General features: G+C 41.9%; 21 protein-coding genes and 2 pseudogenes. 1 reads left to right on the forward strand and 22 read right to left on the reverse strand.

Annotated features, from left to right (window positions below):
• Positions 1-27: 27 nt before the first annotated feature.
• The 21 genes and pseudogenes from HMPREF0848_RS06460 to dinB form a co-directional block, all read right to left on the reverse strand.
• Complete coding sequence (locus HMPREF0848_RS06460; protein WP_008535438.1) at positions 28-2,094, reverse strand: cation:proton antiporter; 2,067 nt, start codon at positions 2,092-2,094, stop codon at positions 28-30.
• Positions 2,095-2,102: 8 nt separating this feature from the next.
• Entirely contained in the window at positions 2,103-2,345 is a 243-nt protein-coding gene (locus tag HMPREF0848_RS06465; RefSeq protein WP_008535440.1) for a hypothetical protein, read from the reverse strand.
• Positions 2,342-2,890, reverse strand: coding sequence for a tRNA (mnm(5)s(2)U34)-methyltransferase (locus HMPREF0848_RS06470; RefSeq protein WP_008535441.1), 549 nt, complete (start codon positions 2,888-2,890; stop codon positions 2,342-2,344). Before HMPREF0848_RS06470 ends, HMPREF0848_RS06465 begins: the two co-directional genes overlap by 4 nt.
• Positions 2,887-3,831 (reverse strand): TIGR01212 family radical SAM protein, encoded by a 945-nt coding sequence (locus tag HMPREF0848_RS06475; RefSeq protein ID WP_008535442.1) that lies wholly within the window; start codon positions 3,829-3,831, stop codon positions 2,887-2,889. The genes HMPREF0848_RS06470 and HMPREF0848_RS06475 overlap by 4 nt, the downstream gene beginning before the upstream one ends.
• Before the next feature lie 85 nt (positions 3,832-3,916).
• On the reverse strand, positions 3,917-4,954 hold the full coding sequence (locus HMPREF0848_RS06480; protein ID WP_050788005.1) for a SepM family pheromone-processing serine protease: 1,038 nt from the start codon (positions 4,952-4,954) through the stop codon (positions 3,917-3,919).
• Positions 4,955-4,970: 16 nt separating this feature from the next.
• Positions 4,971-5,468 (reverse strand): pantetheine-phosphate adenylyltransferase, encoded by a 498-nt coding sequence (gene coaD, locus HMPREF0848_RS06485; protein ID WP_008535444.1) that lies wholly within the window; start codon positions 5,466-5,468, stop codon positions 4,971-4,973.
• Positions 5,469-5,499: 31 nt separating this feature from the next.
• Entirely contained in the window at positions 5,500-6,099 is a 600-nt protein-coding gene (gene rsmD, locus HMPREF0848_RS06490; RefSeq protein WP_008535445.1) for a 16S rRNA (guanine(966)-N(2))-methyltransferase RsmD, read from the reverse strand.
• 90 nt (positions 6,100-6,189) lie between these two features.
• Positions 6,190-7,110, reverse strand: a complete 921-nt coding sequence (gene trxB / locus HMPREF0848_RS06495; RefSeq protein ID WP_002888206.1) for a thioredoxin-disulfide reductase — start codon at positions 7,108-7,110, stop codon at positions 6,190-6,192.
• 65 nt (positions 7,111-7,175) lie between these two features.
• On the reverse strand, positions 7,176-7,400 hold the full coding sequence (locus HMPREF0848_RS06500; protein ID WP_002888207.1) for a DUF4059 family protein: 225 nt from the start codon (positions 7,398-7,400) through the stop codon (positions 7,176-7,178).
• A gap of 214 nt (positions 7,401-7,614) precedes the next feature.
• Positions 7,615-8,358, reverse strand: coding sequence for an amino acid ABC transporter ATP-binding protein (locus tag HMPREF0848_RS06505; protein WP_008535446.1), 744 nt, complete (start codon positions 8,356-8,358; stop codon positions 7,615-7,617).
• Positions 8,358-9,104: an amino acid ABC transporter permease gene (locus tag HMPREF0848_RS06510; RefSeq protein ID WP_143568109.1), complete on the reverse strand. Its 747-nt coding sequence runs from the start codon at positions 9,102-9,104 to the stop codon at positions 8,358-8,360. Before HMPREF0848_RS06510 ends, HMPREF0848_RS06505 begins: the two co-directional genes overlap by 1 nt.
• A gap of 386 nt (positions 9,105-9,490) precedes the next feature.
• Positions 9,491-10,321 (reverse strand): transporter substrate-binding domain-containing protein, encoded by an 831-nt coding sequence (locus tag HMPREF0848_RS06515; protein ID WP_037609049.1) that lies wholly within the window; start codon positions 10,319-10,321, stop codon positions 9,491-9,493.
• A gap of 327 nt (positions 10,322-10,648) precedes the next feature.
• Positions 10,649-12,019: a hypothetical protein gene (locus tag HMPREF0848_RS06520; RefSeq protein ID WP_008535449.1), complete on the reverse strand. Its 1,371-nt coding sequence runs from the start codon at positions 12,017-12,019 to the stop codon at positions 10,649-10,651.
• Positions 12,010-12,546, reverse strand: coding sequence for a hypothetical protein (locus tag HMPREF0848_RS06525; protein ID WP_232203290.1), 537 nt, complete (start codon positions 12,544-12,546; stop codon positions 12,010-12,012). Before HMPREF0848_RS06525 ends, HMPREF0848_RS06520 begins: the two co-directional genes overlap by 10 nt.
• 236 nt (positions 12,547-12,782) lie before the next feature.
• Positions 12,783-13,136: a hypothetical protein gene (locus tag HMPREF0848_RS06530; protein WP_008535453.1), complete on the reverse strand. Its 354-nt coding sequence runs from the start codon at positions 13,134-13,136 to the stop codon at positions 12,783-12,785.
• 4 nt (positions 13,137-13,140) lie between these two features.
• Positions 13,141-13,440 carry a hypothetical protein gene (locus tag HMPREF0848_RS06535; RefSeq protein WP_008535454.1) on the reverse strand — a complete coding sequence of 100 codons (300 nt, stop codon included), beginning with the start codon at positions 13,438-13,440 and terminating at the stop codon, positions 13,141-13,143.
• A gap of 19 nt (positions 13,441-13,459) precedes the next feature.
• Positions 13,460-14,833 carry a hypothetical protein gene (locus HMPREF0848_RS06540; protein ID WP_008535455.1) on the reverse strand — a complete coding sequence of 458 codons (1,374 nt, stop codon included), beginning with the start codon at positions 14,831-14,833 and terminating at the stop codon, positions 13,460-13,462.
• Between the two features lie 3 nt (positions 14,834-14,836).
• The gene (locus tag HMPREF0848_RS06545; RefSeq protein ID WP_008535456.1) at positions 14,837-15,373 is read right to left on the reverse strand and encodes a hypothetical protein; all 537 of its coding nucleotides are present in this window, start codon (positions 15,371-15,373) and stop codon (positions 14,837-14,839) included.
• A gap of 85 nt (positions 15,374-15,458) precedes the next feature.
• Positions 15,459-18,048, reverse strand: a pseudogene (gene essC, locus HMPREF0848_RS06550) (type VII secretion protein EssC); the annotation flags it as partial.
• A gap of 322 nt (positions 18,049-18,370) precedes the next feature.
• Positions 18,371-19,261 carry a hypothetical protein gene (locus HMPREF0848_RS06555; protein WP_008535458.1) on the reverse strand — a complete coding sequence of 297 codons (891 nt, stop codon included), beginning with the start codon at positions 19,259-19,261 and terminating at the stop codon, positions 18,371-18,373.
• 116 nt (positions 19,262-19,377) lie between these two features.
• The gene (gene dinB, locus HMPREF0848_RS06560; RefSeq protein ID WP_008535459.1) at positions 19,378-20,475 is read right to left on the reverse strand and encodes a DNA polymerase IV; all 1,098 of its coding nucleotides are present in this window, start codon (positions 20,473-20,475) and stop codon (positions 19,378-19,380) included.
• A gap of 265 nt (positions 20,476-20,740) precedes the next feature.
• Here dinB and pflB point away from each other — a divergent pair, with 265 nt between their 5' ends.
• Positions 20,741-23,053, forward strand: coding sequence for a formate C-acetyltransferase (gene pflB / locus HMPREF0848_RS06565; protein ID WP_008535460.1), 2,313 nt, complete (start codon positions 20,741-20,743; stop codon positions 23,051-23,053).
• 147 nt (positions 23,054-23,200) lie between these two features.
• Here pflB and tnpA read toward each other — a convergent pair.
• A pseudogene (tnpA, locus tag HMPREF0848_RS06570) lies at positions 23,201-23,536 on the reverse strand (IS200/IS605 family transposase); the annotation flags it as partial.
• Between the last annotated feature and the right edge of the window lie 32 nt (positions 23,537-23,568).

Consider the following 23,568-nt stretch of genomic DNA (forward strand, 5'->3'; position numbering starts at 1 on the left):
CTTCTCTTTTGTGATAACATTCATTGCTTAAACTCGCCCTCGGGCTAGATTAATCATATCATAGGTCAAGGTATTGCTGGTCTCTTTGAGAGAATAATCCTCCAAAGTATTGACCTCCTTACGAAGCTGTTTGGCGTAGCGGCTAGAGATTAACTCATCTTGTTCATATTCGTTGATTACTTTACGTTCCAAATAGTAGCCTCGCAACATCTCGTCGATATTGTCAGGACTAAGGTGGGTGATAACCCGCTCAACAAAGGCTCCTGACTGGATAATCTCAGCCTCTTGTAAACGGCCACGCTTTAGATAAGACAAGAGGTCGGAGTGATAGACACCTTCCAGATTACTCAGGGCTTCCAATACTTGCTCAGTATTTGTCAAATAAAGCTCCGCCATGTGATCACGATTTTCCTCTGTTAAACGAGGAGCTCGTAACGTCTCCTCCTTGCCAAGATGAAATTTAAAGGTAAAGGCAAGGTGCAGGAGCCTACGTAGGCCTCGCACAAAGACAACGAAGGCATAGGAAAGGCTGGAGACGAAGCCACGGTTAATACGACGCTCCAAGCCCTTGATATAACGCTGATAGAGGTTGTATTCGAGTTCTGAAAGTTGCCCCTTCTTGTAGGCATACTCTAACCCTTCACTCTCAATTTCCATAATCATGACACGGATATTGGCCAGCTCTTCTTTGACATCATTGGACTCTTGTTCCAAGATGAGGTTTTCCAGACGTTGATTATAATTGTCAATAGTGGCGTAAACAGCACCCTGATGCTTAGACTGCTTCAGGTCCTTCCCAAGCTCTCCAACGACATCATTCAAAATAGCAATCTGCATATAGTGGTTGGTTGTATGGGCTGACTCCGTTGCCAATTTTGGTAGGACTAAAATGCCTGTTAAAAAACTTAAGAGGGTGACACCCGCTACTGTAAAGAGTAGAAGGCTATGTTCTAATGTCGTCATATCGGCGAGAGGAAGCAAGAGAATCGTCGCAATGGACACTGTTCCCTTAACCCCAGAGAAGGTCAGAAGAGTAGCACTCTTCCAAATTCTTTTTAGGGGTCTTTTGTTTTTCCAGGCTCTTTGGGCAAATACCGCACTAATCATGACAAATCGAATGGCAAACATAGTCGCTGTCAAAAGCACGATTGCTAGCAGCAACCAGAGATTATCGTAGGTGCTACTTTGCAGAACGGGCATGGCCAAGGTTGGTAATTCCGTCCCCAAAAGGAAGAAGACCATACCATTTAGCATAAAGGTAATGGTTCCCCAAATGGTATGCGAAATACTATCCAATTTGGCATCAAAAACCGTAATTTTTTTGAAACGGCTGGCTAGAGAAATACCAGCCACTACTACGGCAATAATGCCCGAGACATGAATCTCCTCCGCAACAAAGTAAGAGGCAATAGGGAGCACAAGTTCTAGTAGGAGTGCCCCAGTGACATCTGCTGCATCCATATTGTCCAGGATAGTCAAGAAAAGCCGATTAAGGAGGGCGGTGATTAAGCCGACCAGAAAGCCCCCCATAACGGAAAGGAACAAATTCCAACTAGCATCAAGGAGCGAAAAGGCTCCCGTTGTTAAGGCAGTCACCGCTACTTGAAAAGCGACCAGACCTGAAGCATCGTTCAAAAGCCCTTCACCCTGCAAAATATAACCAATCCACTTTGGAAAACTGAAGCGTTTGGCAATAGCTGAATAGGCCACAAAATCAGTCGGTCCAAGGGCCGCCCCGATAGCTAGACAGGCAGATAGAGGCACTGATACAGGCAGGATGGACTTAGCCAGATAACCGATTCCCAATGTCGATACGAAGATGACTGGAAAAATCAGAAATAGAATCAATTTCCAGTTACGTAGTATGCTGGTAATATCACTCTCTTCCCCCTCTCGGAAAAGCAAGGGAGCGATGATAAAAGCTAGAAAGAGTTCTGTTTCAAGCTCAAAAACACGACCTTTGAAAAGTAAACCAATGCCCACTCCAAAAATAATTTGAATCAAGGGCAGAGAAAGTCGTGGAAAGATACGGTTGATAACGTTCGATAAGATCAAGCTAAAAAGAAGAACCAGTAAAGCCGATGATAGATGCATAGCTCCTCCTAATCTTCTTTATGGCAACAGTTTGAAAATAATTCTTTTTGCTTACTGATTTTTTTATCAATAGACGTCACATCTTCCTTGGCCAAAAGTTTATGGCAACGTTCGACCTCAAGACTAGCCAGCTTTTTCTTAATTTTTGCCGTTTTACGGTTTTCGACTTTTTTCAAGGTGTCCTCAGCACCTTGCTTATCGATATATTTGGCCTGCATCTCCGCCAATTTTTCTTTAATGTCTGTAATCATTGTAATTTCTCCAGCATCACCAAAAATGGTGGGGTGTTAATTTGATTGAGGGGTTGGTAAAGCATGGCTGTGAAAACACGTTGGTCCAAACCAATGACATACTCAAGAACAGCATCTTTCTCCATATCACCACCATCATGACCGTAGTAAATCATAATCGCCAAGCGACCACCAACCTCTAAGCGGTCAAGAATTTTCTCGATAGCCTCAAGAGTCGTGTGGGGCTTGGTGATGACAGTCTTGTCTGCAGATGGCAGATAGCCCAGATTGAAAATAGCAGCTCGAATAGGTTCCGTGACATATCGGTCCAGATTTTCATGCCCATCTAAAATGAGTTCTGCATTGTCAATTTTCAAATCTGACAAGCGTTGACTGGTCTTTTCAAGCGCCTGCTCCTGCACGTCAAAGGCATAGACCTTCTTGGCAAGACCAGCTAAAAAGGCTGTGTCATTGCCATTTCCCATAGTCGCATCGACAGCGATACTCCCATCATCCAGCACTTGAGCTAGAAAGTCATGGGACATCTGAATCGGACGTTTCATCATGCTTCTTTCTCCTTTTCCTTAGCTACTTTACAGCCTTGCCATGAGCCACGACGTTCCATCTCCTTGTCAATGGCATTAAGAACTTCCCACTTGTTGAGACTCCACATAGGACCAATCAGCATGTCTCGGGGCGCATCACCAGTGATGCGGTGAATGACGATGTCCTTAGGGATGATTTCCAACTGGTCACAAATGATGGACACATATTCTTCCTGACTCAACAATTTTAGACGCCCCTCGTGGTAGTCTCTTTGCATACGGGTATTGGTCATCAGGTGGAGGAGGTGGAGTTTAATCCCCTGAATGTCATTATCCGTCACACAACGGCGAACATTTTCCACCATCATCTCGTGGGTTTCTCCTGGCAGCCCATTAATCAAATGCGATACAATCTCAGCCTTGGGCGCACGCTCACGCACACGCTTAACCGTCTCTACATAGAGATCATAGCTGTGTGCTCGATTAATGAGCTCTGACGTTTCTTCATAAGTGGTCTGCAGTCCAAGTTCAACGGTCACATGCATACATTCTGTGAGTTCTGCCAGATAATCAATCACATCGTCTGGCAAACAGTCTGGGCGGGTACCGATATTGATTCCAACAACACCAGGCTCATTGATGGCCTGTTCGTAGCGTTCCTTGATAACCTCAAGCGGCGCATGGGTATTGGTAAAGTTTTGAAAATAAACCAGATATTTCTGAACTTCTGGCCACTTGCGGTGCATGAAGTCAATTTCATGGTAAAACTGCTCACGAATCGGTGCCTCAGGAGCTACAATAGCGTCCCCAGACCCCGATACCGTACAAAAGGTACAGCCACCGTGGGCCACTGTGCCATCACGGTTGGGACAATCAAAACCCGCATCTATAGGTAGTTTGAAAATCTTTTCGCCAAAAAGCTCACGATAGTAATCATTAACTGTTCTATAACGTTTTTTCATAAGGACTATTATAACACTTTGACCTAAAAAAGAGGGTAAGACAGAGACAAAAATCAAGGATTTCTGCCTGCCCTACTCTCTCTTCTTATTTGGTCTTTTTCAAATAATCAATGGCTTCTTGAGCTGTTTTTACAGGAACGATTTTCATCTTGGTTCCCAGTTTCTCGGCAGCTTCCTTAGCCTCTTGATAGTTGGTTTTGGCATCTGGATCAGCCTTTTTCATTTCCTTGGTTACTGGGTTGTTTGGCACGAAGAAAATGTCCGCACCGCTATCGACCGCTGATTTTACCTTGAGGTAGGCTCCACCAATGTCACCGACAGAACCATCCTTTTCAATGGTTCCCGTTCCAGCAATCTTACGACCATCCTTGAGGTTTTGACCAGACACCTGGTCGTAAATAGCCAAGGTAAACATAAGACCCGCACTTGGTCCACCGACACCATCAAGTTTAAACTTAACGTTTTCAGAACTCTTGACCTCGGTATGGTCCGTCAAGCCGATACCAATACCATTTTTTCCATTGGCAATCTTGATAATCTTACCTGTGGCCGACTTTGATTTGTCATTTGTTGTGTAAGTGACTTTAACCTTTGAACCCAGCTTAAGTCCCTGAACGTATTTAATCAAATCAGCCGAATTATTAAAGGTCTTGTCATTGACAGCCGTCACCGTATCCGCAATATTAAGAACGCCCTTGAAGCTGGAATCATCATTGACCTGAAGCACATAGACACCCATATAGTCCAAGCTCGCCTTTTTACCAGCCAGCGTCAAGCCTTGATAAATGGCTTGGTTTTGGGAAGTCTCCATGTAAAATTGGTTGATACGCATGTAATCTTCATCAGAGTAATTACCCGTTGCCTCTTCAGCCGTTTGAAGCTTAGCGAAATCATTGAGCTGAGCATAGAGCATGAGGGCCAAGGTCGCCTTGGTCTGGGCCACCGCCACAAAATTGTAGGAACCTTTTGAATCATCAGCTTTCTTATCAACTGTCAAGACTTCCTTGGTATCAAAAGCACCACCCGGAAGCTCTACATAGTAATTATTGAGCGGGAAAAAGAGGGCAAAAAGGAGGAAAAGTACCGTAAAAATACCTAAGAGCCACCACTTAATCCGCCACATTTTCCCTAATAGCGATTTAGATTTTGTCTTGTTTGCCACGCTTGGCCTCCACTTCCTTAACAACTGCTTGAGGAACATAAGAACTAATGTCCCCCTCAAAATAGATCAACTCACGCACACGACTTGAGGAGACTGGTGTCACCTCATGACTAGCAATCAAATAAACCGTTTCAAGCTCAGGCGCCAGCCCCTTATTGAAATAGTCCATATTGGCCTCATAGTCAAAATCTGTCGCATTACGAAGGCCTCGAACCAAATAGGTCACGCCAAGGTCTCTGGCAACATCTACAGCCAGACTATCGTGAGCCGTTATGACCTTGACATTGGGAAAATCTACCACAACCTCATCCAAGATACGCTTGCGAGTCGCAACATCCCAAAAGCCCTGCTTGTTTTTATTATAAAAAAGGCCAATATAAAGCTCGTCAAAGAGCTTGCTGGCTCTGGCAATGATATCCATATGCCCATTGGTAATCGGATCAAAAGACCCCGTAAACATAGCAATTTGGGTCATCACATTTCCTTTCTACACCCGCTACAGGTACCTAGCGCACGTAAACGGTCACCTTACTGATACCATAGGTTTTCTGCTTCCAAATCCCAAAGTTTGAAATTTCTTCAGGCAGGTCCACAGCCTTATCCGTCTCGCAAACCAACATCACCTCTTCAGCCAAGAGCCCTTGCTCCTCTAACTGAGTAATATTGGCCACAATCTGCTCTTTGGCATAAGGCGGATCTAAAAGCACCAAGTCAAACTGACCTGTCAATTGGGTCAGTGCACGCGCCGCATCCATCTTCAAAAGCTGGAACTGCTTCTCACTCTTGGTCATCTTAATATTTTGCTGAATAATAGCTTGTGCCCGACGGTCTTTTTCCACGAGGACAGCAGACGACATGCCACGACTAATAGCCTCAATGGCCAGACTACCGCTCCCAGAAAAGAGATCCAAAACACGTCCTCCATCAAAGAAAGGACCAATCATATTGAAAATGGCACCCTTGACCTTGTCCGTTGTTGGACGAGTCGTTTTGCCTTCTAACGTTTTAAGCGGACGTCCGCCAAAATCACCTGCTACAACACGCAAGTTGGTCACCTCATTTTTACTGATTTTTAGTAAGACTTTTCTATTATACCAAAAAACCACACATAGATGTTGCTCCAAAGGATGCTAGACAAACTAAAGACAAGCTCACAAACTCAAAAAACTCGAGAACCTCCCGAGTTTTCATTTATTTTACTTATCACCAAGTGCAGTCACGTAGTTGTAGGCTTCGATACCAGCTGTGGCACCATCCCCTACGGCTGTTGTGATTTGGCGAAGGTCTTTCTGACGGACATCCCCAATGGCAAAGATACCAGGAATACTTGTCGCCATCTTATCATCTGTAATTACCCAACCAGCTTGGTCAGTGATACCCAGACCTGTCACATAATCTGAAACAGGATCAAGTCCGACATAAACAAAGACACCGCCGAATTCGTGGTTAGTCACCTCACCCGTTTTGACATTCTTGATATCAACACTGCGAACCTTGATGTCATCACCCTTGATTTCTTCAACGACAGAATCCCAGATAAACTTGACCTTCTCATTGGCGAAGGCACGGTCTTGAAGAACCTTTTGGGCACGCAATTCATCACGACGGTGAACAATGGTCACGCTATTGGCAAAGCGTGTCAAATAAATTCCTTCTTCAACGGCAGAGTCACCACCACCAACGACCAAGAGGTCTTGATTACGGAAGAAGGCCCCATCACATACCGCACAGTAAGAAACCCCACGGCTGTTGTACTCTTCTTCACCAGCAACACCAATGTGGCGGTGTTTGGCACCCGTCGCAATGATAACTGTCTTGGTTTGGTACTCCTCGTCACCAGTTTTGACGACTTTATAGTCACCCTTGTCCTCAATACCAGACACAATACCGTAAAGATTTTCAACGCCCAATTTTTCCAAAGGTTCGAACATCTTCATAGACAATTCTGGACCAGAGATATTTTCAAAGCCAGGGTAATTTTCAATCTCAGACGTGTTATTCATCTGTCCGCCAGGAGCACCTTGCTCCAAAGTTGCCACTTTAAGGTTGGCACGGGCTGCATATAGCGCTGCTGTCATCCCCGCAGGACCAGCTCCAATAATAATCGTATCGTACATGAGTCACTCCTTTTACGCATTTCTTGTAGAGATATCTTACACCTAATAGGCCATCAAAGCTAGTATTATGCATTCAGCACGATGAGGATCGCCATAAAGGCAAAAGCCAAGACAGGAATCGAAACCATCGACATCATGATAGCATCATAGAGGGCACCTTGTCGCTCCTTAACTGTCTTGTCAGCACGACGTAGAGCACGCCATCCAAGCCAAAAGGCACCAATCACCAAGCACATAAAGAAAGCAATCACAAGGCCCAAAAGGTAAAATTTAAAAATATTTAATAACATAAATCATCCTAAAGTGAGAAATAGAAAAGGCTGAGACAACATTCTCCAACCTCTGAATCCGATTAGTAATAACTGCCGAAGGCAGTATCTGATTGGACTTTCGGGGCATCTTCAAAAATTCCAAAAGCTCCTAATCATCCTTACAGGATCCGACTACGGACTATAAATGGAGTCCTGTCGTATCACCTTTTTCTATTGTAACAAAAATCCCATCTTAAAGATATTGTTTTGAATAAGAAGCGAAAAATTCTTTCGTTCTTTCTTCTTTTGGATGGTTGAAAAGTTCTTCAGGTGTTCCTTGTTCAAGGATATGCCCTTTTTCAAGGAAGAGTACCTTGTCAGCCACTTGATAAACAAAGTTCATGTCGTGACTAACCAAAATCATAGTCTGACCTGACTTAGCCGCATCAGCGATTGATTTTTCAACCTCACCAACCAACTCAGGGTCAAGGGCAGATGTCGGTTCGTCAAGCAAGAGCACATCAGGCTTCATGGCAAGAGCACGGGCCAAGGCCACACGTTGCTTTTGACCACCTGACAAGTGACGTGGGTAGTGATTTTCACGATTAGACAGCCCAACCTTAGCGAGCTCTTCTTTCGCAATCTTGGTAGCTTCTTCGTCAGAAAGCTTCTTAACAATCTTAAGCCCTTCCTTAACATTATCCAAGGCTGTACGACGTTCAAAAAGATTAAACTGTTGAAATACCATGGCCAACTTACGACGAAGGGTAAGGATTTGTTCTTTGGTAATTGTTTCGAAATCCACCTTAAAATCATCAATGGCAATGGTACCAGAATCAGGTTGTTCCAAATAGTTTAAGCTACGAAGGATGGTTGACTTACCTGCACCAGAGGCACCGACAAGCGCTACCACTTCGCCTTTTTCGATATCGAAGTTAATCCCATCAAGAACCTTTTGCCCTGAAAATTCCTTGGTCAAATTTTTGATGCTAATCATTAGCGGTCACCTCCAATTCCAGAAATCTCAGTTACTTCAGGTGCCTTAATGGCCATATGATTTTCAACCGAACGACCAATATTTTCAATCAAGATTGAGATGCCCCAGTAAACGAGGGCTACTGAGATATAACGTTCAAAGTAACGGTAGTCAGCACCACCCAAGATTTGAGCCTGCGCATACATTTCGACGATACCTGCACTAAAGGCAAGTGATGTTCCCTTAGTCAAACCAATCAAACTGTTAATCAGACTTGGTGTCGCAATAACCGCCGCATTTGGAATAATAACACGACGGTAGACCTGTGCTGATGTCATCCCAAGAGAGCGGGCAGCTTCGATTTCTCCAGCATCCACAGCTTGAATCGCTGCACGAATGGTTTCACTCATGTAAGCCGCTTCGTTAAAGGCAAAGGCCGTAATAGCGAAGATAGCTGGTGGAATCTCATTAATGTTCCAATCTAAGCCGAACTCACCATTCAAGTACCGAAGGAAGAGTGGAATACCATAGTAAGTCAACATGAGTTGGACAAGAATTGGTGTCCCGCGCAAGAAACTCACAAAAACAGCTTGAATCGGATAAAGGATACGTACTCGGTTAATCTTAACCACCGCAAAGACGAGGGCCAAAATCAAACCAAAGAAGGCACCTGCAATGGTCAAGCCCAAGGTTAAAGGCAAGCGTTCTACAATCTTAGGAACCGCATCAAAGACAGCCTTCCATGAGAAGAGCTTACCAGCTGGCATCCAAGATGCAATCCATTTGAAGACAATTGCAACCAATTGCAAAATATAACCCCAAAGGATTTCCACTAACCATGATAAGGGAATAGCCAAAGCAACAACTACTGCTAAACCAATTAAGCCAAAGACAACTTGGAGGTACCAAGGTGACCGATTAAATGCTTCAATACTCTTTTTCACAATGTTACCCTTTCTATCTAAAAAAGTAGGTTAGCCAAGCGCTAACCATCTTTATTTCTTATATAAATTCTATAGTATTCATTTTAGCACGACTCAGAAAGTCTGTGAAATAGTCTTTTCTTATCATAGTGATAAGGAAATCATATCACTGATAATTCAGCTTTATTAACGTCAAAAAGCTGAGACAGCAGTCTCAACTTTTAACCGTCTTATTTCAAATCACTGACGTAATCGCCACCGAAATATTCCTTGCTGAGTTTGGCAAGGGTTCCATCCTTCTTGAGCTCTTTGATACGTTTGTTGGTAAAGGTTCTGAGTTCCTTACCTTGCTTATCATTTGAGAAGAGAAGATATTCAAGACCATCAGTCTTCATACCGATATCGTCTTTAATCTTGTTTACAGCTAACTTATAGCCCTGATCTTTAACAATGTACTCAGAGGAAATGGCATCGTAAAGGATAAAATCAATTTTTCCTTCTTGAATGTGTTGGATACGTGTTGAAAGACCAGTTGAGCTAGATGCATAGTTGATTGTAATTGGTTTCTTATCTTCATTGGCGTGGTTCCAATTTTCAAGCAACTGAGCATAGTTAGAACCAGGAAGCACCTCTGTCGTCTTACCAGACAAATCGTCTAGGCTAGTATACTTGGTCCCCTCAGCACTGGTTATAGCGTAGTTAGAACGTGAAATCGGATCTGAGAAACCATATTTCTGCTCACGCTCTTCATTGTAGTTGAAATCATTAGCCGCAATCTGATAACGTCCAGAATCCACCCCTGTCAAGATAGAATCAAAAGGTGTCGTCACAAACTTGACCTCATACTTGTCTGAATCCTTGAAAATAGCCTTGACCAAATCAATATCATAACCCTTGAAGTCATCACCCTTTTTGAAAGTGAAAGGAGCCGTATCAGAATCCGTCGCAACAGTAATCGTCTGCTTTTCACCAGATGCCTTACCATCACTCTTGTTTCCACAAGCAGCCAAAGTCAAAACTGACAAGCCAAGAATCCCTAAACCTGCAAGCCATTTTTTCATATCTATAATCCTCGATACTTTCTTCAATAGTTTTTGATAGTAGTGTACCACCTTCACCCCTAGTCGTCTAATACTAAAAAACTAAGAGGTGATAGATAAAGATTATAGGGGGAAGGGGATAAATAACAAGATAGAAAAAAGCTGCCACTCATGTGATAACTCTTTTCCCAAAACAACTTCCTACAACAGACTTTACGTAAAATACAAACCAAGTGAAAAAGTATTCTTCATAAACTACTTGTGTCTACTTTGATTGTCAGCTTCAAATATATACTAAAAAGTAATAGTAAATATGTGTGTCCTTTTTCTCAATTTTCTTTATTAATCTTACATAAATTGTACTGCTGCTGTGTTATCTGATGCTGAGAATCGTTCTGCTGAAGTCACTAAATGTGTTGAGATTTCTGTTATCTGACTCTTAAGACTCTGTAACATGGCACGTATGTCGGCTTCTGCACCTGAGTCCCAGACATGCTCAAACTGAATAGGAGCTATCAATGCTTCGATCTCACCTGATGACAAGTGGGGACCAGCCTGCAAACAACGTTGCTTAGCTTCTTCACACTGACGTCTAACTTCTTCCTTGGCCTCCTCTAGTTCAGCTAAGAGTTTCGCTTCAAAACCTGCAAACTGAGCCATTGCTTGACTAGCTAGGGCTACCAACATCTCTGTTTTTAAGAAGATTTGTTGACCACCCCCAGCAGCTCCGAGAAGGGTTGCCAAACCTCCGACCTTAGTCCCAAGAGCGTGGAGTTCCCAGCTATCTAGCAAGGATGAGGTTTGCTTACTTTTTCCACCCTTTTCATTAGCGTAGGGACCATACTCTTTTTCATAATTCTTAACATATGAATCATAATAGGCCTTCTCTTTATCTTTCCTTATTCTCTCACCATCTACCTCAGGATGTTCCTTAATAAAATCATCTGTTTCTTTTTTAGCTTTTAACCTAGCAGCTTTCTTAACCTGATCTTTAGTCATTCCTGAGCAAAGCTGACCATGCTTAACATAATAATCAATGTCAAGATTGTTTCCCTTGATATGAGCATGATCAGTGCCATGATTAGAACCATCAACTTCTCGAACATCACCATAGGGAATCCAACCACCGTCTTTCGCAAACATTGTTACTGCATTACCTTCGTCACTATATATATGGGCATGCTTATCTAAGTATTTCTTATCCTCTTCTGATATATAGCCATTAGTATATGCCATACCACCTCCCCAATCAGAAAAGTTAGTAACTCTATCAACATTATGATTTGCAGCAACTTTTGCGACAGCAGGACCAGCCTGACTATGGCCAGACATATTTGTGATTTCGCCACCACCATGAGCGTTCAAGTTAGCTTCTGTCTGTTGATAAAGTGCCTCAACATCCCTCCCCTGTATGGAATAACCTGTACCGCTTTGAATTATGGCTCTAAATGTAGAGTCTAGCTCATTTCCAAGTCCATTTCCCTTTTCATCATTTGGGGGTTGCGTCCCTGCAACAACAATTGCGGTTTGAGAGTAATCAGGTTCTCCTTTCACGATTGGAGCAACAGATATACCTTGAGTTACACTGTCCGGACCAGTTGATGCTACAACCTCATATTGTTGTCCACCAGCTGTAAAAGTATCGCCCTGCTCTAACTTTGAGGATGCTTCCTTTGTTTTCCCTTGCAAATCCTGAATTTGTTCATCAGTTAACGCCATTCGTTATAACTTCCCTTCTTAATTTCTAAATTATATTTAACTGAAGCTTCTGGGCTTCCTTTATCAGACTTTTTAACATCCTTAAGCTGACCTGATTGTACCAAGTATTCAATTAGGTCATCCAAAATTTGATAACTCTCTAACTTTGCTTTATCTGGTAAATGTTTGTAATTTGATACATCAATGACCTCGTCATTGTCATAATTATCTAATTCAATAATCTCACTTTCATCAGCACCAGCAAAATCCAAAGATAATCCTTGTCCTATCCCGAAAGATTCATTCATTTTCCTTTTCATAACTACACGATTACCAGATTTATCATAAATAACTGGAACAATATTCAGCGTATGCATACTATAGCCGTCTCCACCATCTTCATAAATAGGTGAGAACTCAATCTTACTCACACCCTCGTAGTGTTCTTTGATATAGGTAGCCAGTTGCTCTTCCAAAAGTCTAAAACCATGTTTATACAAAGCGTGCTCTTTAGCTATTTGTTTTTGTTGTTCTTGTTTGTGCCCCATATAAATGCTTCCTCCTAAAATAGCGATAACTAGTGTGATAAACAACACCACTACTATATTTCGTTTTGAATTCTTCTTCACAGGCTCAGCCCTCTCTTTCTTGTAAATCCGAGAATTTCATCAATCTCTCTGCTTTCCTATCATTAAGAGAGTCAATATCTAATTAATAATGACAAATCATGTTTTTTAACATCAATCATACTATCCATTCAACAACAGATTTCTAACCGTAATAGTCACAACCACTTATATACACAAACAAGCCTAAACGGTTTGTTTGACTTATTTCCGGTCTTTTCAAGAGCTTTTCTATATACTTTCGCTTCTTCGTAGCGAAGTTCTTCCAGAGTATTCTGTTTCTCTGTTATAATTTCTTCAAACGCTTCTACTACTTCTGCTAATTGCGCATAGGCGCTAGCTAGATTCTGCTCTGGTGCATCCTTTGCAGCATGTGCTATTAAATCTGAGAGATAATCGGCGTGTTGATTAATAGCTCCCCTAGCAGCGTTCAGTTCACTTTCAAAGTTCTCAAATTGCATTTGAGCTTGGTAATGCTCTTGCTCTATCCGTTCTTGTTCCTTTCGAGTCATTAGGCTACCTCACGAGATTTGGAAGACTTGGCATTTGTATTGAAGCCAATTTGTTTTTTGAAGAATCGGCTGCTTTACCTGCAAAGATTGGTGTGATACTTGCTACCATAGTCTGAGAGGCAAACTGTTTAACCTCATCCATGCTTGAATGCATCTTACTTTGGATTTGCTGTCCAGAGGCCTTCACCTTGGACTGTGTCGAATTAACGATGGAACGGATTGCGATACGTTCCATTTCTTTTTGCATTTCTAACTTGAGTTTTTCTAAAGCTGCTAACTCAAGTGCCAATTTTTGTAGAGACATATACCCTCCTTTATTAATCTTACATAAATTGTACTGCTGCTGTGTTATCTGAAGCTGAGAATCGTTCTGATGAAGTCACTAAATGTGTTGAAATCTCTGTCATCTGACTCTTAAGACTCTGTAACATGGCACGTATGTCGGCTTCTGCACCTGAGTCCCAGACATGCTCAAACTGAATAGGAGCCATCAATGCTTCAATCTCACCTGATGACAGGTGGGGTCCAGCCTGCAAACAACGTTGCTTAGCTTCTTCACACTGACGTCTAACTTCTTCCTTGGCCTCTTCTAGTTCAGCTAAGAGTTTCACTTCAAACCCAGCAAATTGAGCCATTGCTTGACTAGCTAAGGCTACCAACATCTCTGTTTTTAAAAAGATTTGTTGACCACCCCCAGCAGCTCCGAGAAGGGTTGCCAAACCTCCGACCTTAGTCCCAAGAGCATGGAGTTCCCAGCTATCTAGCAAGGATGAGGTTTGTTTACTTTTTCCACCTTTTTTATCAGCATAAGGACCATAGTCTTTTTCGTAATTCTTTATTTTCTTTTCATAAAATTGCTTTTCTAAAAATTCTCTATTAGCAGATAGACCTTTATTATCTGGTTGACTACGAATAAAATCATCTGCATCTTTTTTCGCTCCTATACTAGCAACCTTTTTGACCTGTTCTTCAGTCATTCCTGAGCAAAGGATACCATTTTTGACATAATAATCAATATCAAGGCTATTTCCCTTTATATGAGCATAACTAGTCTTATGATCGGATCCTTCAACTTCTCGAACATCACCATAGGGAATATCTCCCAAATCACGAGAAAATATTGATACTGAATTTCCTTGATCACTGTAAATATGGGCATGCTTATCTAGATATTTCTTATCTTCTTCTGAAATATATCCACTGGAGTAAGCATTTCCTGCTCCATAGTCAGAAAAATTCGTAACTCTATCAACATTATGATTTGCAGCAACTTTTGCGACAGCAGGACCAGCCTGACTGTGACCAGACATATTGGTGATTTCACCTCCACCATGAGCTTCTAAATTAGCCTCTGTCTTTTCATAAAGCGCCTCAACATCACTACCCTGTCTAGAATAACCAGTCACACCTTGTCTAATAGCTCTTCCAAATGAATTCCACTGATTCCCTTGTCCATTTCCATTTTCATCCAATGGAGTTTGTGTTCCTGCAACAACAATTGCAGTTTGAGAGTAGTCAGCATTCCCATTCTCATCAATAGGGGCGACCGCTATACCTTGTGTTACATTGTCAACTGAAGCAACAACCTCGTATTTATTACGGTTATTAGCACCGGTTATTATATCTCCTTCTTTCTTAGCTGCACTTATCTTAGTAACCCCTTGTATATCCTGCATCTGCTCATCAGTTAATGCCATTTTCTACAATGTTCCTTTCTTTATTTCTAAATTATAGCTAATTTTTGCCTTAGGACTTCCATTATCCGACTTTTTGACACCTTTAAGTTGATTATCTTCTACTAAAGCAAGAATATTTTCGTCTATTGCAGAATTACTCTCTAACTTTGCCTTCTCAGGAAGATGTTCTTCACTTGATAAATCGAGTTCCTTTTGCGTGTCCAAATCTTTTAAAATGATAATCTCGCTATCATCTACACGATCAAAGTCTAAATAAAGCTCACCACCAAGCCCATATGAACCATAAGTAATTCTTCCAATTTGTGTGCCTAACATTGCTTTATGTCCATGATTATCAGAGATAATAGGTACAACTCTTACTGTAAGCATACTATAGCCATCTCCACCATCTTTATAAATAGGTGAAAATTCAATCTTACTCACACCCTCATAGTGTTCTTTGATATAGATAGCCAGTTGCTCTTCCAAAAGTCTGAAGCCATGTTTGTACAGTGCGTGCTCTTTAGCTAGCTCTTGTTTTTTTTCAAATTTATTTCCCATATAGATTGTTCCTCCAATAGCTGCGATAATTAAGGCTATAATCAACACCACTGTTACTTTTCGTTTTGAATTCTTCTTCACAGGCTCAGCCCTCACTTTCTTGTAAATCCGAGAGTTTCATCAGTCTCTCTGCTTTTCTATCATGAAGATAGGCAACATCAGGTTCTGGATAAGGCTCTTTCGAGTTAAAGACCTTCGGTAAGATAGCCTGATCCATCATGCGCATACCAAATAGGAAGTATTGGACATTATTGCGCATTGCCTTGGCAACATCTGAAATACCATTTATCAAGTAGCTTGACATGCCTCCAAAGAAGAAGTAAATTCCCACTTTAGGTGCCTTGTCAAGAACAAAGTTAAGTTGCTCCCCATTTAACTTGGTCTGGGTCGCAAATTTCTCCATGTTTGGAATGAAGACAAACCATGTCTTTTCATCTTCTGTTACACTATCCATTCGACGATAGATTTCTGTAATAATTTCCACATAGACAGTTTCCATCTCTGCATCCTGACCATAGTAGTCAGTAAAGTATGGTTTGTAATCTATGTAGGCTTCTTCTGTATCAAGCACCATGAGTCTACTTGGGTTAACTAGGTTAACCGATCGAATCAGGTGTTTGGTCATATTTTGTAGGTTCGCTACTCTGTCTGATGTGTATAGCAAGTGCTTGAAGCGACTCAACTCTAGACTAAAAGCTTCTACATCAGCATAGGTAATACCAAGGGTCAAACGGCCTGCTTTCGTAGCATCATGAACGGAGTCCATGTCCCTAAAGGCATCAAAACTGATCTGTTCAGGCATGATTGGGATAGCTCTTGGTTTAGGACCGTCCCAACTATCTGCCATGGAAGTGATCTCCTCTTGAAGTTCATGAAGACGTTGTATGTCGTCCATACCCTTGTTAGATAGAAAGACTTGAACCACTTCGATATCATCTCCATAACGCATGACTCCTCGCCCTTGAATCTCTTCCATAGCGTAGGCTGGTCGTGCCCCTATAAGGTTTCGCACATCACCGTCATCAGTTAACTTAAGCACCATCCGACTCCTAAAGTTAGAGAGGATAGCTCCACGAATAGCGATTGAACGGTTTCCTGTAGCAACGATTGAAATTCCAAAGCTAAAGCCATCTCGGCTAAGAGTTAGGAAGAAATTATCCATATCTGTCCTGAGGTTAGCATTTTGAATTTCTTTATGTCCTTCGTAATTATCAATGATTACAACGATTTGAGGAAGGGATTTTCCTGTCATCTCCTCATACATAGCCTTGCTATTGACATCATGTTGAGCAAAGAGCTTCTTACGTTTAGCCATCTCTGCTTTGAGTAGGACCATAAACTTGCCAAGCTTCTCCTCTTGGTCTGCTGTTAGGAAATCAGCCACGTGTGGTAATTTACGCAGTGGGAAGAGCGCATTGGTCCCAAAATCAAAGAGATAGACATGGAGAGCCTCGGGTGTGTTTTTACGTGCCAAGTCCATAGTTAGAGTTTGAAGTAAGTTAGATTTACCCATACCAGGACCACCAAAGACTGCTAAGTTCCCATCCCTAAGAATATCGTAAGTTCCAACAACCTGTCTTTGTTGACTTGGAATGTCAAGAAGCCCTACAGAAGCAACCAACTGACTAGGATGATTCCAATATTCTTTAAAGCTTATCTCATCATAGTCTTGTGCAAACATGACCTCACTCAACGGTGGTAACCATGGTTGTGGTAAGGCAGGGATGCCTTCTTCTACTACTAGGTCGTGGATATAGCCTACAATGGCATCTAGCTCTGTTGGTACCTGTCTGATATCCTCAGTCTCTTCAAGTCCTGATAGATCATCATTTAGGATTTCATACTGTCCTAAGTCATTGATAGCATAGATAGTGTGATCCTCGATACCTTGTTTGTCCTTTTCAGGTTGATACTCAGCTCCCGACCAAGCACTCTGGAAGAGCTCGTAAACCTCGTTGTTTCCGACTTGCAGATAAGCACGTCCTGACTGGGTAATATCCGCCGCATCTGGTGTACGAAGCATCTCCTGTGAGTCCGCTCGGTCTGCTACCTTAAGAGCTAGCTTGAAGCGAGAGTTAGACCAGATTTGGTCATTAACCACACCAGATGGTTTTTGCGTTGCTAGAATCAAGTGAATCCCAAGAGAACGTCCGATACGTGCTGTAGATACTAACTCCGCCATAAAGTCCGGTTGGTTCTGCTTGAGTTCGGCAAACTCATCCGAAATCAGGAAGAGATGAGGCATTGGCTCAGGTACTTCGCCTAACTTGTATTTTTTCTGATACTGGTTGATATGATTGACATCATACTCTGAGAAGAGGCGTTGACGACGCTTAAGCTCTGCCTTGATAGATGTCAAAGCACGCATAGACTGAGCACCATCCAAGTTGGTAATGGTCCCTAAGAGGTGAGGCAAGTCCCTAAAGAGGTTTGCCATCCCCCACCCTTGTAGTCGATGAGGAGAAAGGCCACATCATGCGGATGGAAGTTGACTGCTAGACTTAGTATATAAGACTGGATAATCTCAGATTTCCCTGATCCAGTAGTACCAGCTACCAAGCCATGAGGTCCGTGGGCCTTTTCATGGAGGTTAAGCTGAACGATGTCATCCTCCCCAAAGGTACTGCTAGGGACTTATATGGTGCATGAGAAGCCCAGCGACTGACTACATTCAAAAAATAAGTATAGTTAACTTGAAAGCATAAACCCTCTTGAAGATATCTTCATGCTTAGTATTAGTTAAATTCATTATCAATATTGTCCTTATACATCTTTGTCATCGAGAGATGAAAGTTTATCGTCACAACTTATTCTTTCCAAAATCCTCGACAAATCATTTATCAAAATATTCTGAATACAGACTACAATATCCATTATACCATGGAAAATAAGCTTTCATGACATTATGAGAGGGACAAAATTATTAGGATTTGGGTATTAGAAAACCCCAGCCAAAGGCTGGGGTGGTGATGGATAAAATCAATTTGTGCTAAAACACTACTTATCCTTATCTGATGACTTACTGCTTGAGTCGCTACTATCTTCAGGTTGATAGTCTGACAAATTCTTATGGATACGTTCGGCGTAAACGGCTCTGCTTCCTGATTCGTCATGGTCGACCAAGTCTTCGGCAAGCTCTTTATAATCTTCTACAGAAATAGTCCAGTTACCTCCATCGTCTTTGGTAAGCTTGAAGGTCTTTTCCAGATTATCAGCACCTGTCAAAGGTGTATAGGACATTTCTTTATCAATATCCTTAAATTGCGTTAAATCACCGTTAAAGTTTTCACCATAAAGGAACTTCGTTGTGAGATCTTTGGCCTTACCCTTTTCATCGTCATTCTTGTCAGCTTGATTCCACTGTTTCAACTTATCAATGTCGTTATCATAGAGGCTCATCAGGAGAGTACGAACGGCAGCTGCAGCTCCATAGGCACTGACAGATCGTGACGTAAAGGTAACCGTCGCCTCATTGCCCTTAACTTTGACATCCTTCAGTTTATAGTCCTGAATTTTCCCAATCATATTACGGCGAACCTTAAGAAACTTAGAGAGCACTTGGGTTGGTGTTTTGGCATCATAGCCCTCAATATACTTAAAGGTATAGTCAGCTTCAGGAGTATAGCCTTCCTTTTCAATAGTATCTGCGACCTGCTTCTCGAAGACATTCGATTCAGTCCAACTTTCGTAATTTTCTCCGTAGAGTTTCGAGAAACCATTACTTGATTTTCCAAGCATGGTATCAATCAAGACTGTCGCATCAGCCTTGGCACGCTCTGTTGGTGTTGGTGCGGCCTTTTTCTTTTCCGCTGGCTTGTTTGACGCACAGGCTACGAGAATCAGACAAGCTGCTAGGACGAGTCCTAAGTAAGTAAACAGTTTTTTCATTAAGATTGTTCCCTCATTTCTATTGGTTACTATTTAAGATAGCATAGGTCTGATGATTCTTCAAGGTCACTTTTCAGAGTATGAAGTAAAACTCTACCTATTAAATTGATTTCAAATCATGTCTCCAAATCTAACTGCCTGCCCTCTTGGTCTTCCAAACCTGTCAGGGTAACACCTAAGAGGCGAACACCACTGCTATTTTCCTCCAGTTGGTCAAAAATAGTATGAGCAATCCTTTCAATGGTATCAAAGTCCTGGGTTGATTTGTCCAAGGTCATACGCTTGGTTAAGGTCGAAAAATCCGAATAACGGACCTTGATGACAATGATACGTCCGACTTTCTTAGCCTTCTGGGCACTCTCAGCTACCCTTCTGGCATTTTTAGTCAACTCAGCCTTGATGTCATCTTCATTATAAAGCAGCTTGCCATAGGTTCGCTCACTTCCGATAGATTTACGGACACGATTGGGCCTGACAGGGCTATTAGAAATTCCTCTGGCCTTACGAAAGAGGTCAAATCCAAATCGTCCAAAACGGTCAATCAAGTCCATCTCGGGAATCTTCAGAAGATCGGCACCAGTGTAAATGTCCATATCATGGAGACGTTCCACTGATTTTTTACCTACCCCATGAAACTTTTCAATAGGTAGCTTTTCCAAAAATTCTTGAGCTTCCTCTGGCAATACCACCGTCAAACCAGCAGGCTTTTGAAAATCAGAAGCTAGTTTGGCAATGAATTTATTGTAGGAAACACCAGCTGAACAGGTCAGATGGAGTTCCTGCCAGATATCATACTGGATGAGCTTAGCCACCTTAACGGCCGACTTGATGCCAAGTTTATTGGTCGTCACATCGAGATAGGCTTCGTCAATAGACATAGGCTCAACCAAGTCAGTATAGCGCTTAAAAATCTCACGTATCTGCATCCCTACCTCACGGTAATGGCTATAATTGCCTGAGATAAAGACAGCATTTGGACAACGTTCGTAAGCTTCCTTAGAAGACATGGCTGAGTGGACACCGTATTTTCTAGCCTCGTAATTACAAGTTGACACCACCCCACGTCCCCCTGTTTTTCTAGGATCATGCCCAATAATAACCGGCTTATCCTTAAGGCTGGGATCATCCCTCATCTCGACCTGAGCAAAAAAGGCGTCCATGTCAATATGAATAATCTTTCGGCTCGTGTCGTTAATCAGAGGAAATTCTAACATGGCTTACCGCCTCCTTTCTCAGATATGTCTCCTTGTAAAGCTCCTCACAGAAAACTTTGGGTCTGCAAAGCATTCTCCCCATATCATACCAAAATCTATCACAAAACAGAAATTTATAATACAGATTACGTATTTTCAAATCTGTATTATAAAAGAATATCTCTAAAATCACAGTTTTAAAGTTGTGTAAGCGGTTACTGTGTGATAGAATACTTCTAGAGAATGTAACAGATGATTTGTTACTAGAATTATAGGAGAACCAAATATGGCAACTGTTAAAACTAACACAGATGTTTTTGAAAAAGCATGGGAAGGCTTTAAAGGAACTGACTGGAAAGAAAAAGCTAGTGTTTCACGTTTCGTTCAAGCAAACTACAAACCTTATGATGGTGATGAAAGCTTCCTTGCAGGACCAACTGAACGCTCTCTAAAAATTAAAAAAATCGTAGATGAAACTAAGGCAGGATATGAAGCTGAAGGACGCTTCCCAATGGATACTCGTCCAACTTCAATCGCTGACATCCCTGCAGGATACATTTCAAAAGAAGATGAACTTATCTATGGTATCCAAAATGATGAACTCTTCAAATTGAACTTTATGCCTAAAGGTGGTATCCGTATGGCGGAAACTGCTTTGAAAGAACACGGTTATGAACCAGATCCAGCTGTACACGAAATTTTCACTAAATACGTGACTACAGTTAACGATGGTATCTTCCGTGCTTACACTTCAAACATCCGTCGTGCACGTCACGCTCACACAGTTACTGGTCTTCCCGATGCTTACTCACGTGGACGTATCATCGGGGTTTACGCTCGTCTTGCCCTTTATGGTGCTGACTACTTGATGCAAGAAAAAGTTAACGACTGGAATGCTATCAAAGAAATTGACGAAGAAACTATCCGTCTTCGTGAAGAAGTTAACCTTCAATATCAAGCACTTCAACAAGTCGTTGCTCTTGGTGACCTTTACGGAGTAGACGTTCGTCGTCCAGCCTTTGATACTAAAGAAGCTATCCAATGGACAAACATCGCCTTCATGGCAGTATGTCGTGTCATCAATGGTGCCGCTACTTCACTTGGACGTGTGCCAATCGTTCTTGACGTATACGCAGAACGTGACCTTGCTCGTGGTACTTACACTGAATCAGAAATCCAAGAATTCATTGACGATTTCGTTATGAAATTGCGTACAGTTAAATTCGCTCGTACTAAAGCTTACGACGAATTGTACTCAGGTGACCCAACATTCATCACAACTTCAATGGCTGGTATGGGTGCTGATGGACGCCACCGTGTTACTAAGATGGACTTCCGTTTCTTGAACACTTTGGACAACATTGGTAACTCTCCAGAACCAAACTTGACTGTTCTTTGGACTGATAAATTGCCATACGCTTTCCGTCGTTATTGTATGTCAATGTCTCACAAACACTCTTCTATCCAATACGAAGGTGTGACTACTATGGCTAAAGACGGATACGGTGAAATGAGCTGTATCTCATGTTGTGTATCACCACTTGACCCAGAAAACGAAGAACAACGCCACAACATCCAATACTTCGGTGCTCGTGTTAACGTTCTTAAAGCCCTTCTTACTGGTTTGAACGGTGGTTACGACGATGTTCATAAAGACTACAAAGTATTTGACATCGATCCAATCCGTGACGAAGTTCTTGACTTTGATACTGTTAAAGCTAACTTCGAAAAATCTCTTGACTGGTTGACTGACACTTACGTAGATGCCCTTAACATCATCCACTACATGACTGATAAGTACAACTACGAAGCTGTTCAAATGGCCTTCTTGCCAACTAAACAACGTGCTAACATGGGATTCGGTATCTGTGGTTTCGCAAATACTGTTGATACATTGGCAGCTATCAAGTACGCTACTGTTAAACCAATCCGTGACGAAGATGGCTACATCTACGACTACGAAACAATCGGTGATTACCCACGTTGGGGTGAAGATGACCCACGTTCTAACGAATTGGCAGAATGGTTGATCGAAGCTTACACTACTCGTCTTCGTAGCCACAAACTTTACAAAGATGCAGAAGCTACAGTTTCACTTCTTACAATCACTTCAAACGTTGCCTACTCTAAACAAACTGGTAACTCTCCAGTTCACAAAGGGGTATACCTCAACGAAGATGGTTCAGTGAACTTGTCTAAACTTGAATTCTTCTCACCAGGTGCTAACCCATCTAACAAAGCTAAAGGTGGATGGTTGCAAAACTTGAACTCACTTGCTAGCCTTGACTTCGGTTATGCCGCTGACGGTATCTCATTGACAACTCAAGTATCACCTCGTGCTCTTGGTAAAACTCGTGACGAACAAGTCGACAACTTGGTAACAATCCTTGATGGTTACTTCGAAAACGGTGGACAACACGTTAACTTGAACGTTATGGACTTGTCAGACGTTTACGAAAAGATTATGAATGGTGAAGACGTTATCGTTCGTATCTCTGGATACTGTGTAAACACTAAATACCTCACTCCAGAACAAAAAACTGAATTGACTCAACGTGTCTTCCACGAAGTTCTTTCAATGGACGATGCTTTGGGATAAGCTAAATCATAACCACCCGTCTAACGGGTGGTTTGATCAAGGGCTATAAGCCCATAATACCAGCCAGCGCCTAAAGACGCTGGCTTTCACTTTGTTCAAGCCTTATTGCTTTTGACTCGTCACAAGCCTCTCAAAGAGGCATTCGCATTACTTACCATTATCCCTAAAGGGATTTTCATATTCTTTTACGCTTAATTTGTCCAAAGCGATATCATGCTTCTCTTGTTCCTGAATATATTTCTTAATTGTGGCTTCATTAAGTCCTACCGTACTTACATAATAACCTTCTGCCCAAAAATGTCTGTTCCCAAATTTATATTTTAAATTGGCGTGTTTATCAAACATCATTAATGCACTTTTACCTTTTAAATATCCCATAAAACTAGCTACACTCATTCGTGGTGGAATACTTACTAACATATGGACATGATCTGGCATTAAGTGGCCTTCTATTATTTCAACGCCTTTATATTGGCATAGTCTATGAAAATCTCTCCCAGACTACTCCTATATTG

It is taken from the genome of Streptococcus sp. C150, assembly GCF_000187445.1.
GTDB lineage: Bacteria > Bacillota > Bacilli > Lactobacillales > Streptococcaceae > Streptococcus > Streptococcus raffinosi.